Annotated in this window: 12 protein-coding genes; all 12 read right to left on the bottom strand. The window is 30.6% G+C overall.

The window, feature by feature from the left end; translation table 11 throughout:
• Window positions 1–5: 5 nt before the first annotated feature.
• Complete coding sequence (locus tag H2684_RS04980; protein ID WP_182088297.1) at window positions 6–884, bottom strand: MinD/ParA family protein; 879 nt, start codon at window positions 882–884, stop codon at window positions 6–8.
• Window positions 878–2041 carry a flagellar biosynthesis protein FlhF gene (flhF, locus tag H2684_RS04985; RefSeq protein WP_182088298.1) on the bottom strand — a complete coding sequence of 388 codons (1164 nt, stop codon included), beginning with the start codon at window positions 2039–2041 and terminating at the stop codon, window positions 878–880. Before flhF ends, H2684_RS04980 begins: the two co-directional genes overlap by 7 nt.
• A complete protein-coding gene (flhA, locus tag H2684_RS04990) occupies window positions 2041–4107 on the bottom strand; it encodes a flagellar biosynthesis protein FlhA (RefSeq protein ID WP_182088299.1) in 2067 nt (688 codons plus the stop codon). Before flhA ends, flhF begins: the two co-directional genes overlap by 1 nt.
• A gap of 4 nt (window positions 4108–4111) precedes the next feature.
• Window positions 4112–5932, bottom strand: coding sequence for a fused FliR family export protein/FlhB family type III secretion system protein (locus H2684_RS04995; RefSeq protein ID WP_182088300.1), 1821 nt, complete (start codon window positions 5930–5932; stop codon window positions 4112–4114).
• Window positions 5933–5955: 23 nt separating this feature from the next.
• Window positions 5956–6225 (bottom strand): flagellar biosynthesis protein FliQ, encoded by a 270-nt coding sequence (gene fliQ, locus H2684_RS05000; protein WP_182088301.1) that lies wholly within the window; start codon window positions 6223–6225, stop codon window positions 5956–5958.
• Window positions 6226–6235: 10 nt separating this feature from the next.
• On the bottom strand, window positions 6236–7030 hold the full coding sequence (gene fliP / locus H2684_RS05005; RefSeq protein WP_182088302.1) for a flagellar type III secretion system pore protein FliP: 795 nt from the start codon (window positions 7028–7030) through the stop codon (window positions 6236–6238).
• A complete protein-coding gene (locus H2684_RS05010; RefSeq protein ID WP_182088303.1) occupies window positions 7020–7406 on the bottom strand; it encodes a flagellar biosynthetic protein FliO in 387 nt (128 codons plus the stop codon). Before H2684_RS05010 ends, fliP begins: the two co-directional genes overlap by 11 nt.
• A 24-nt stretch (window positions 7407–7430) precedes the next feature.
• On the bottom strand, window positions 7431–7940 hold the full coding sequence (locus H2684_RS05015; RefSeq protein ID WP_182088304.1) for a flagellar basal body-associated FliL family protein: 510 nt from the start codon (window positions 7938–7940) through the stop codon (window positions 7431–7433).
• 785 nt (window positions 7941–8725) lie between these two features.
• Window positions 8726–8938: a flagellar FlbD family protein gene (locus H2684_RS05020; RefSeq protein WP_182088305.1), complete on the bottom strand. Its 213-nt coding sequence runs from the start codon at window positions 8936–8938 to the stop codon at window positions 8726–8728.
• A gap of 135 nt (window positions 8939–9073) precedes the next feature.
• Window positions 9074–9973, bottom strand: coding sequence for a flagellar hook-basal body complex protein (locus H2684_RS05025; RefSeq protein ID WP_182088306.1), 900 nt, complete (start codon window positions 9971–9973; stop codon window positions 9074–9076).
• Between the two features lie 17 nt (window positions 9974–9990).
• On the bottom strand, window positions 9991–10716 hold the full coding sequence (locus H2684_RS05030) for a flagellar hook capping FlgD N-terminal domain-containing protein (RefSeq protein WP_182088307.1): 726 nt from the start codon (window positions 10714–10716) through the stop codon (window positions 9991–9993).
• Between the two features lie 24 nt (window positions 10717–10740).
• Window positions 10741–12204, bottom strand: a complete 1464-nt coding sequence (locus H2684_RS12455; protein ID WP_182088308.1) for a flagellar hook-length control protein FliK — start codon at window positions 12202–12204, stop codon at window positions 10741–10743.
• Window positions 12205–12311: the final 107 nt, after the last annotated feature.

Below are 12311 nucleotides of genomic sequence, written 5' to 3' on the forward strand. Positions count from 1 at the left end.
TCTCCTTATGAAAAAATATTAAAAAGTTTTTTGAACATTTCCTGAATACCACTTTCTGTTTTGCTAGACTTAATTCCTATTATTTTATGTATTATAGAGTTTATATTTTTAGATGCTTCAGATAGCGGATAGTTAATTACAAATGGAACTTGATTCCTAACTGCTTGCAGTACCTTTTTGTCATCTGATATACATCCTAAATATTCTAGATCAATGTTCAAGAACTTATCCACAGCTGCATTAAATTTATTAAATGTATTTTTTCCTTCTCTTCCACTTGAAACTCTATTTACAATTAAACTTGCAGAATTTTTCAAATTGAAATAATCCACTGCTTTAATAAGGCTATATGCATCCATAAGTGATGTAGGTTCAGGTGTTGTAATTACAAAAAGCTCATCACAACATGAAACAAATCCAAGTACGCTTTTATTTATACCTGCTCCTGTATCCATTATTATATAATCCAAATTTTTTATGTGTGAAAGCTCATTTATAAAATTGTTTATTTGGCTTTCTGAAATACCTTCAAGCTTTGGTATACCAGTTCCACCTGGAAGTAACTTTATTCCAAATGGCCCATTTATAACTACATCTTCTACACTTTTACCTTTAAATATTATATCATACACACTATACCTAGGTAAAAATCCCATAAGTACATCATCATTTCCCATACCCACATCTGCATCAAATATAAGTACGTTTTTTCCCATTTTCTGAAGGCAGATAGCTGCATTTACTACAAAATTACTCTTTCCAACCCCTCCTTTTCCCGATGTCACTGTTAGTATAATTGGTTTTTTACTACTATCCTCTTGCTGAATCTGAAGGCTTTTATTTTTGTGAACAAGTTCTCTCAATTTTTGAGCTTGGTCTAGCATATTATTTCCTCTCCTATTACAAGCTTTGTAAGTTCAGATGAATTCATATTTTTAATATCTTCAGGAACATTTTGTCCTGTAGTAACAAAACTTATAGGTTTCTTTGCAACTTCCAAAATATTTAATATAGATCCATAAGTTGAAGTTTCATCAAGTTTAGTTATTATTACATTACTGTATCGAAGCTCCTTATGTCCATTAACTATTACATCTATATCTCTATTTTTGGTAGTACAACTCATAACAAGATGTATATTTTCAGTATTTAACTTATCAATAAATGCCCTCAACTCAGATATTTGCATTTTATTTTTACTATTTCTACCTGTAGTATCCACAAGAATTACATCACATTTTTTCATATCTTCAACAGCTTTTTCCATATCCTTTATAGTTAAAACCACCTTAAATGGTATATTCATTATATCCGCATAAGTTCTAAGCTGTTCCACTGCACCTATTCTATATGTATCTATAGTTATAAGTCCAACACTTTTTTTCTCAATTAATGAAATTCTTCCTGCAAGTTTTGCAATTGTAGTAGTTTTACCAACTCCAGTTGGACCTACAAGAACTACTATATTTTCAAGTGGCTTAGTATCAACTTTTATCATATCTCCTACTGCAATTTTAAGTTTTTCTTCTTCATCAATATCTTCTTCTATACAATCCATATTCCTAATTATCTTCTTTATTACAGATTCATTTAAATCACTATTTTCAAGTTTCAACTGAAGTTTACTCTTACCTAGGGAACCACTTGAGTTCTCCATTATCTCAGTAAGCATACTTCTCATTTTATGAACTTCTTTTATCAATCTTTCATCATTTTTATACTGTATATTATCTGTATAGCTTCTAGTCATAGTATTTATATTATTACTTCGGCGTCTTTTTTCAGTAAATTGTTCGGATTTATCACTTACTGCTCTCTTTAGAGCCTCAATACTGCCTTTCATGCTATCACTTTGCAAATCTTTCTCTTCTTCATTGTCAACAGCCGCTGTAACTTCTATAATCTTCTTTGAGAAAAATCCTCTAATTCCTGCTTTTCTCACTTTTCTTTGACTGACAATTACAGCTTCTTTCCCAAGTTCATGTTTTATTCTTGCAATGGCTTCATTCATATTTTTAACTCTATATCTCTTAATAATCATTATATAGAAACCACTCCCTCGGTTTTAATTTCCACATCATTTGGTATTTCATTTAAAGATAAAACAGTTACATTTGGAAATACCATTTCTATAAGTCTTCTAAAAGCTGGACGAATTTTGGGAGATACTAGAACAACTGGCTGATTTTCATAAAAATATACAGAATCAAAGGTATTTTTCATTGACTTCAATATCTTGTTTGTAGTATCTGGATCTATTGCTGGGAATGAACCTTGAATTGATTTTTGTATATTATTACCTACAATTTCTTCTATATCTTGAGATAATGTAACTACAGAAATTCTATTATTTTCATCAATCAATTGATTACATATACTTCTTCCCAGCGCAATTCTAACATATTCTGTAAGCAATTCTATGTCCTTAGTATTCCTTGAATTATCTGCAAGAGATTCCAATATTGTAACCATATCCTTTATAGATACTCTTTCCCTTAAAAGATTTTGAAGAACTTTTTGAACTTCTCCAATAGTTAATAGATCTGGTATAAGTTCTTCAACAACAGTAGGGTACTTCTCTTTTACAGAATCAATAATAAGTTTAACTTCCTGTCTTCCAACAAGCTCATGTGAATGTTTTTTAATTGTTTCAGTTAAATGAGTCACCATAACAGTTGTAGGATCCACAACTGTTAGTCCCTTTATTTCTGCTTCCTCTCTTTGATCCTTATTTATCCATTTAGCTGGAAGAGAAAATGAAGGTTCTAAAGTTGAAATTCCCTGAATATTGTTCTCTCCACCTGTTGGATCCATACACAATAACATATTTGGCATAAGCTCTCCTTTTGCAACTACAGTTCCTCTTATCTTTATAACATATTCATTTGTCTTCAATTGAAGATTATCCCTTATCCTTATTGGTTGAACTATAATTCCCATTTCTATGGCACACTGTCTTCTAACTGAAGTTATTCTCTGCAAAAGATCTCCTCCTGCACTTTCATCTGCAAGTGGAATAAGACCATAACCTATCTCAATTTCCATAGGCTCTACTGATATTAAGTTCATCACATTTTCAGGTTCCTTTTCCTCTACTTCAGACATCTGCTGCTTTTCCACTTCCATCTTCTGCATATTCTTTTCCATCTCATCTTTGTGCAGAAAGTATGCCGACAAGAAAGCCCCTACTGATAAAATAAAAAATGCTATATGTGGAAGTCCCGGTATCATAGCAAGAAATAATAGCACTGAACCGGCAATTGCTATTACCTTTGGAAAACCTGTTAATTGTTTAATTGCAAGTGTTCCAAAGTTTTCTCCAGCACCTGAACGGGTTACAAGTATTCCAGAAGCTGTTGATATAAGAAGTGCCGGAATCTGTGACACAAGGCCATCTCCCACAGTAAGCTTAACATAAGTTTGTGCAGCAGTAGTTATATCCATTCCAAGTACAGAAACTCCCATTATTATTCCTGCTATTATATTTATTACTACAATTACAAGAGATGCTATTGCATCACCTTTTACAAACTTTGATGCACCATCCATTGCTCCATAAAAGTCTGCCTCTCTTTGAAGTTTTTCTCTTCTATTCCTTGCTCCCCTATCATCAATAAGTCCTGAGTTCAAATCTGCATCTATACTCATCTGTTTTCCAGGCATTGCATCTAGTGTAAATCTTGCAGAAACCTCTGCAACTCTACTAGCACCATTTGTTATTACTATAAATTGAACTATTATTATAATTAAAAATATAATTATTCCAACTATGTAATTTCCACCTACTACAAAACTTCCAAAAGCATTTATAACTTCTCCAGCATAGGCATCTCTAAGTATAAGCCTAGTAGATGAAATATTTAGAGCCACTCTAAACAAAGTAGTTATAAGCAATAGCGTTGGAAAAACTGAAAACTGTAGTATTTCCGTAGTAAACATACTTAAAAGTATAATTACTATAGATATCGTAATATTAAATGCAATAAGTACATCTAATAAATTACTAGGTAGTGGAATTATGATCATAAATACTACTAGAATAACTACCATTGCCATTATTATATCCATATTGTCTTTTAAACTAAATCTCTTCTTGCTGCTTTCCATAACATCACCTCATCTTGTAAACCACAGCCAGTATTTCAGCTACTGCCTGATACATTTCAACAGGTATTTCCTCATTAAGTTCCACTTTTTTATATATAAGTCTTGCAAGTGGTTTATTTTCAATTATAGGTACTTCACTTTCCTTTGCAATTTTTTTAATTTTAAGAGCAACATAGTCAAGTCCTTTTGCAACAAGAACTGGTGCATTTTGTCCATCTTCATATTTAAGTGCAACTGATACATGAGTAGGATTTGCAATTACCACAGTTGCCTTAGGAACTTCCTGCATCATTCGCCTCATAGCCATTTCTCTCTGTTTTTGTTTCATCTTTCCCTTTATAATAGGGTCCCCTTCATCTTGCTTATATTCCTCTTTAATTTCCTGCTTTGACATTTTAAGATCTCTTTTATATTGAAATGTCTGGAAAATATAATCTATAATTGCAATTGCAATCAAAATCAAAGTTATTTTAAAAAATATATTTACACATAAATTTGCTGTAGCCTTAGCAACAGCTTGTACGTCCAATTGCCCAAGTGTCAATATATATATGTAGTTATCTCTTATAAATCTATATCCTATGTATCCTACCACAATCACTATAGTACTGTCTTTTAAAAGTTCCATAACAGATCTTAGTGAAAACATTCTTTTAAATCCATTTATTGGATTTAATTTTGAAAAATCAGGTTTTAAAGGTTCTAAAGTTACAAGTCCTCTTGTCTGAAGTAAATTTGCAAGCAAACCCATTAAAAGTATTGGAATTACAACTGGTAAAAATATTACTGCAATTCTCCATATAGTTATAAACATTATCTTTTTTACACTTCCATAGTCTAAAGACATATTTATATAATCATTTAAAAAAGCTCTCATACTTGTCCCAAGTTGTGATCCTACATATCCTCCTAAAACTGCAATAACAAGTGTTGATGCAACAAGTGTCATTGCCAATCCTATTTCTTTACTTTTAGCAATTTGTCCTTTTTTCCTAGCATCACTTTTTTTCCTTGGAGTTGCTTCCTCTGTCTTGTCATCTTTTGCAAATATTAAAAGTACCGGCAGAGCATTGTAAAACCCATTTATAGAATTAGGTATAGCCGTAAATGATTTTTCTATCATGCTAAGAAGAATTGGTAGTGCAAAGCAAAAAGATGCAAGTCCTACAAGTATCTTAACTGGCAGCCCTAAAATCATTATATTAAGCTGAGGAACTGTTCTTGCAATAAGTGCCATTGTAAGATCAGAAAATAATATTATAAGTATTATTGGAATTGCTATTTGCACTGAAATATTAAAGTATTCTATAAAAGCTTTTATTATTATATTTATAGAATCTTTTGCAAGAATAAAATTTCCAAGTTTTATTACATTGAAACTCTGAACAAGAGATTTTATAAGCATGTGATGTCCGTCAACTATAAAAAAAATTACAATACTAAACCAATACAATAAATGCTCTAACATTGTGGTATTACTATTTGAAGAAGGATCGAACACGCTCATCATAGAAAAACCTACTTGCATATCCATTATATTACCTGCATATCTCACCATTGAAAAGCACAAGCTCGTCAAAAATCCAAGTGAAATTCCTGCAAATGCCTCACTTAAACAGTTAAATATGAAAGGCAGTGTACTATTTATATTACTTATAGAAGAATAATCTATTCCTGGCATCAGTATATAAGCCATTGTTAAAGTAAGTCCAACTTTAACTGTTGCTGGAGTTCCACTTGGGAAAAATACAGGAACAAGTACAAAAAAGCAAAAAATCCTTATTGAAACCAGAATAAGTGCAGTAAAATATAAAGTATCTATCAAATTCCTCCACTCCTACATTCTATTCATTGAGTTATCTGCGATATATACACAAAAATTCTCTGTGTAAAACTAACAATCTGATGAAGCATCCAATTTCCAGTAATGAGCCCAACAATTGCAATTGCAATTAGTTTAGGTACAAACGTAAGTGTCTGTTCCTGTATCTGGGTAGTTGCTTGAAATACACTTATTATAAGTCCTACAAGTATTGAAACTATAAGAATAGGAGCAGAAATTAAAACACCTGTTAATATTGCATCTTTCATTATTCCAATTACCATATTTTCACTCATCTAACTCACCTCATGAAAAACTCAAAATTAAAGATTTTACTAACAAATACCAACCATCTACCATTACAAACAGCAACAATTTAAAAGGAAGTGATATCATAGTCGGAGGTAACATAAATATTCCCATTGACATAAGAACACTTGCAACTACTATATCTATTATCATAAACGGTATATAAAGTAAAAATCCCATCTCAAAAGCAGTCTTAAGTTCACTTATCATATAAGCTGGAATTACTACATTTAGAGGGGCATTGTCCTTAGTTACATCATAATTTAAGTTAGCCTCATCAACAAATAGCTTTAAATCCTTTTGTCTTGTCTGTTTTAGCATAAACTCTCTTAAAGGTTTTGCTCCTCTATCTATTGCCTGCTGCTGTGTAATCTTGTTTTCCATGTAAGGTTGAATGGCATTTTTATTTATATTTGAATAAACAGGATACATTATAAATACAGTTAAAAATAGAGCTAATCCAATCAATACTTGATTTGGTGGAGACTGCTGGGTTCCCATAGCACTTCTCAAAAATCCAAATACAACTATGATTCTTACAAAACTCGTCATCATCATTATAAAAGAAGGTAGAAGTGTGAGTATTGTAAGCATTATGAGAAGTTTTATATTTTGAACATACTGCTGTGGTGTAGATTTACCTGCATTATCCATAGATATATTTATATTTGGTATAGGCATCATATTTTGCGCATTTGGTGCAGCATATACACTAGTTGATGCCACAACAAGTATAAACAATGTTATAACTGAAGCAGCTATAATAAATTTCCTAGTAAATTTATTTTTCATTCTTATCTTCCTTTTTTATCCTTAAGTTTTTTATAATACCCTCCACACCAGTTTTTTTATAAAAATCTTTTAGATCCTTATACTTTGGCATATTACTCTTATATTGAAGCTTGGACATTTCTTCTTTTGTAAGTTCATATATTATTTCAATATTTCCTGAAGAAGAGGAAACAACATATGCTTTTTTTCCAATTCTCACTACTAAAAGTGAATTTTCCTTTGAAAGTTGCGTCCTTTCAAGTACACTTACAAACTTTCCCTTTTGAAAATCCCGCAGCTTTGTTCCTCCTAATTTAGTTGAAATATATATTAAAAGTACAACAAAAAATAGAGCTAGAATAGTCCTAAATATCATCCATATAAATTGTAAACTCATATTGTTCTCCTCTATTATTTTGGATTATTGTACTATAAGATCTGTAAAATATACATTATTTAACTTTCCCTTTTCAAGCATTGGATTTATCCTTTGAATTATCTCCATTTTGATATTTTCCATATTTTTAGGAACTATATCTTTCGCTTTTTTACTTCTCAGTATGCTAATAACTGCATCTGTTATTATAGGCTTTTTATCCTCAAGCTCACTTGTAAGTTTGCTATTATCATATCCCAAATAAATAGAAGCTTTCAAATATCTACTTGAATCTTCATCTGTAAGATTTACAGTAACTTCATCAAGCTCAAATGTTTCAGAAGATACAATTTGACTTAAATAAGAAGAACTTTGATTAGTTGTCTGCATATTTCTATTTGTCTGAACCACAGGAGTCTGAACTTTATTTGAGTCACTATTATCTTTTAAAAATTTATTATAACCAAAATATCCTCCTAATCCACATACTGCAATTAATAAAATCACTATTATTATTGTTTTTAATTTTGATGAACCAGATTTCTCTTTTTCCACTTTAACACCACCCTATTTAATTCACAGTTCTCAATTCTCAATTCACAATTCTTTTTCAATTCACATTTCACATTTCATAGTTCACAATGTATGATAGTTTTCTTCAGCTTTGCTTCAGAAAAACCTATATTTTAGATTTTTCCTAAATAAAAATCATCCTTCTAATTCAATGCACATTTCACAATTCTCAATTCACAATGGCTGTTGTTTTTCTTCAGTTTCACTTCAGAAAACCTATATTTTAGATTTTCTTTTAGAAAATCATCCTTCTAATTCAATGCACATTTCACATTTCTCAATTCACAATGGCTGTTGCTTTTCTTCAGCTTCATTTCAGAAAACCTATATTTTAGATTTTCTTTTAGAAAATCATCCTTCTAATTCAATGCACAATTCTCAATTCTCAATTCACAATGTATGTTGGTTTTTTCAGTTTTACTTCAAAAACCTATATTTTAGATTTTTCCAAAAGAAAAATCATCCTTCTAATTCAATGCACAGTTCTCAATTCTCAATTCACAATGGCTGTTGTTTTTCTTCAGTTTCACTTCAGAAAACCTATATTTTAGATTTTCTTTTAGAAAATCATCCTTCACTGTGAATTGTGCACTGTGAATTCTTAATTATATTTAAGTTCACAATTCTTTTTCAATGCACAGTTCTCAATTCACGATTCACAATGTATGTTGGTTTTTTCAGTTTTACTTCAAAAACCTAAATTTTAGATTTTTTCCAAAAGAAAAATCATCCTCCATTGCGATTTGTGAATTCTCAATTCTTAATTGTCACTGTGCATTGTGCACTGTGCATTGTGCATTGTTATATATTTTCCTCTTATATTCTATAATTTTTTCAACTATTTCTTCATTTGATTCTTGTACCAGATATTTTCTCCCATTTGTAAGTGTTATAAGACTTTCAGGTATAGCTTCCAATTTTTCAATAATATCTGAATTCAAAATAAATTCCTTATTGTCCAGTCCCATAAGCTTTATCATAAAAAGCCCTCCTAAAATATAATATATATATTATAAATTTAATTTTCTTTGATATGTAGTAAATTTTTAGTAAAGGCTTTAATTTACACAAATCATTTAGGTAGAAGAAATTTCTCCTACCTTGATATTTAAAAACTATCTCTTAAGTCCTACAAGTGTTTGAAGTACCTCATCATCTGTACTAATTATCTTTCCATTTGCTTGGAATGCTCTCTGAGCTACTATCATATCTGTAAACTGCTGTGCAAGGTCTACATTTGACATTTCAAGTGCACCTTGGATAACATTTCCATAAGCATCTGTGCCACCTGTACCATAAGTTGCATCACCTGAGTTTTCTGATGAAGCATAGAGATTTCCTCCTTTTTTTACAAGACCACCTTCGTTAGGAAATGAAGCCAATGCTATTTGTCCTATTTCAAGTCCCTGGGAGTTATTTTTAGTTTTAACAGTTATTGTTCCATCTTGTCCTATTGAATATGAGGTGACCTTATCATCTTCATCTGGTGAATCAGTAGTTACTTCCTTTCCATTTCCATTTCCATCATCTTCATAATATTGTTGAATCTTTAAAACTTTATTTGGTGCTGTTGTTGTGTCTGTTGTATATCCCATAACATGATATCCATCTTGAGTTAAAAGATTTCCTTCTGAATCCAACACAAAAGATCCATCTCTTGTATAGTAATACTCACCATTAGTATCTCCATCTGGACTTACTACAAAGTAGCTTCCTGCCTTGTCTAGCATAAAGTCAAGATTTCTGTTTGTAGTCTGCTGACTTCCTTCTGAAAAGTCCGTATTTATTCCTGCTATTTTAACTCCAAGGCCACTTTGTTTTGCATTTACACCACCAAGTCCATTCTCTACTGGTGCACTTGCATCTGAAAGTGTCTGGCTCATCATATCTTCAAAATTCATTGATTGTGTTTTAAATCCTGTTGTAGATGAGTTTGCAATGTTGTTTGCAACTATGTTTAATTTTTGTTGATTTACTTTAAGTCCGCTTATTCCTGAATATAATGATGGTAACATATATTTCCCTCCATTTGTTAATTTTCTATATTTGAAATGTCATTAAAATCAAATTCTTTGTAAGTTCCATCTGAAAGCTTTAAATTCAATATTACAGTACCATTGCTTCTAGATACTGATATAACTTCTCCACTATAGTAATTTCCACTTTCATCTTGCTGGTCTGTCTGGACGCTTTTTCCTATAAGAGAACTTGCAGTTAAAAGCATCATATTATTTGTTGAAGTATTGTATGTATCTCCAAGGTCATCTACTTCAGTGACGTCGTCTATATTCACCTTTTCATACTTTCCTTCAGTAGCTCCACTGCTGTCAGATTCCTGTCCAACCAAAACCCTCAAGTATACATCATCGCCTTCTTTTACAGTTCCAGTTACAATACCGGAAATTTCATTTCCATCTTGATCCTTATCACTTGAAATAATGTATTTATTTACAAGAGAATTTGCCAAATTTAGCTTACTAGTTTCATTTAAGTTTAACATCTGCTGAAGAGCAGAAAATTGTGCAAGTTGACTTACATACTGGGTGGCACTTTGACCATCACTGTCTGTAGGATCTTGATTCGCAAGTTCTGCAGACAATATTTTTAAAAACATATTTTCGTCTATATCAAGTCCTGTTTCCCTTGAACTTGAAGATGTACTTTCTAGATTTTCATCATAAATACTACTATCAGATAGTGCTTTAATGCCATTATTATATAAATTTTCATTCAAACTATTATCTACTGATATAGCCATAAGCCTACCTCCTAAACTAATTTATCAAGCGAGCATATTTATATTGTTTTCACTATAATATTCACTATTAGAAATTGGGATTTCATCTTGTTGTATGCTATCAATCTTTGTATGATTGCTCCTTCTTTTTTCTTCTCTATACTGCCCTCTTTCACTTTCATCTTTGAAAAAAGTAGTATCTTCCTGATACAAATTCAATGAAAAATTTTGTACCTTTATATCATTGTTATTAATTTTATTTGACAAATCCTGAAGATTTGAATTTATAATATTATAGGCATTTTTATTTGAAGCTGTAAGTACAGCCTTCATCTTTCCATCTTCCATAGTAAGATTTATAGTTACATCTCCAAGTTCCTTTGGTGTAATCTTAACAGTAAGGTCTTTAATATTATTTGTTTCCATGTACTTTATTGTCTTTATTATATCTTCATTAAATGTATTCTGATTTATACTTTGAAGCTTTGCAACTCCTACTTTGCTATCTCCATTTATTCTATTTAATTGTGTCATAAAATTCACTGCTTTAGATATTTTATCTCCACTTTTTTCTCCACTTGCTATATTGCTTAAAATTTTATTATCTTTATCTGATAAAAGACTACCGCTATTATTTTCCTTTGAATCTTGATTGTCTAAATCTTGATTACTTAAATCTTGATTAGCCAAATTATCACTTTGAACATTTTGCCTAAAAGATAATACCTTTTGAACATTAGTTAAATTATTTTGAACTAATGTATTATCTGTATTATCATTTGATCCAGAACTCAACTTTGACACTAAATCAGAATATATCTTTGACTTCAAGTCTTGAATATTTACAGTAGTTTCACCACTGCTTTGCAAATCAGCACTTTTTAATTTAGAAACTATATTGTCAGATATTTTAGAAGATAATTGTTTAATAAATTTACTACTTTTATCTGTATCATCTAAAAGTTCTTCTAAAAATCCAAGTTTTTTATCAACTGCACTATTTACTACGTTCAATATAGCCTGCGTACTGTCTGTTTTGCTTGAATTATCAGTTGAAATTTTTTCAATTATTTCTTCAGTTAGCTTACTTAAAAAATCATTTGATTTGACTTGAATATCACTATTTGAAGAAAACAATAAACTTAGCATGGAAAATACACTGCTTATATCTATCTTTCCACTTTTTATATCATCTTTTATTTTCTCTATCTGTTTGTCAGTAAATCCTGCCTTTTTAAGATACTTTTCAATTTTTGAAATATCATTTTTTTCATCAACTTTTGAGTTCTCTTTGCTATTTTTATTATCTGAAACTTCAATTTCACTTGAAGATTTCACTTTTTTACTTGAAGATTCCGCTTTATTTTCACTAGCTTTATTTACAAGTGATGAAAATTTACTGTCTTTATCCTGTGAATTCGACACTGATTTATTATCTATATTACTATTTAACTTATTTACATTTTCATTAAATGAACCTGTAGTTACACTTGCTAAATTTACATTCACCTATATATTCACCTCCCTATATTAATACAATAGCCTTGAGCATAACTCTAAGACCTTCATTCTTCTAGCCCCATGAGGGCTATTTTTTTCTATCACTAAAATTTATA

The organism is Clostridium sp. cel8 (assembly GCF_014050525.1).
In the GTDB taxonomy this organism is placed as follows: Bacteria; Bacillota; Clostridia; order Clostridiales; family Clostridiaceae; genus Clostridium_B.

Excerpts from the sequence above, each read along its gene's own strand:
- H2684_RS04980 (WP_182088297.1), bottom strand. The coding sequence starts at position 884 with ATGCTAGACCAAGCTCAAAAATTGAGAGAACTTGTTCACAAAAATAAA.
- flhF (WP_182088298.1), bottom strand. The coding sequence starts at position 2,041 with ATGATTATTAAGAGATATAGAGTTAAAAATATGAATGAAGCCATTGCA.
- flhA (WP_182088299.1), bottom strand. The coding sequence starts at position 4,107 with ATGGAAAGCAGCAAGAAGAGATTTAGTTTAAAAGACAATATGGATATA.
- fliQ (WP_182088301.1), bottom strand. The coding sequence starts at position 6,225 with ATGAGTGAAAATATGGTAATTGGAATAATGAAAGATGCAATATTAACA.
- fliP (WP_182088302.1), bottom strand. The coding sequence starts at position 7,030 with ATGAAAAATAAATTTACTAGGAAATTTATTATAGCTGCTTCAGTTATA.
- H2684_RS05010 (WP_182088303.1), bottom strand. The coding sequence starts at position 7,406 with ATGAGTTTACAATTTATATGGATGATATTTAGGACTATTCTAGCTCTA.
- H2684_RS05020 (WP_182088305.1), bottom strand. The coding sequence starts at position 8,938 with ATGATAAAGCTTATGGGACTGGACAATAAGGAATTTATTTTGAATTCA.
- H2684_RS05025 (WP_182088306.1), bottom strand. The coding sequence starts at position 9,973 with ATGTTACCATCATTATATTCAGGAATAAGCGGACTTAAAGTAAATCAA.
- H2684_RS05030 (WP_182088307.1), bottom strand. The coding sequence starts at position 10,716 with ATGGCTATATCAGTAGATAATAGTTTGAATGAAAATTTATATAATAAT.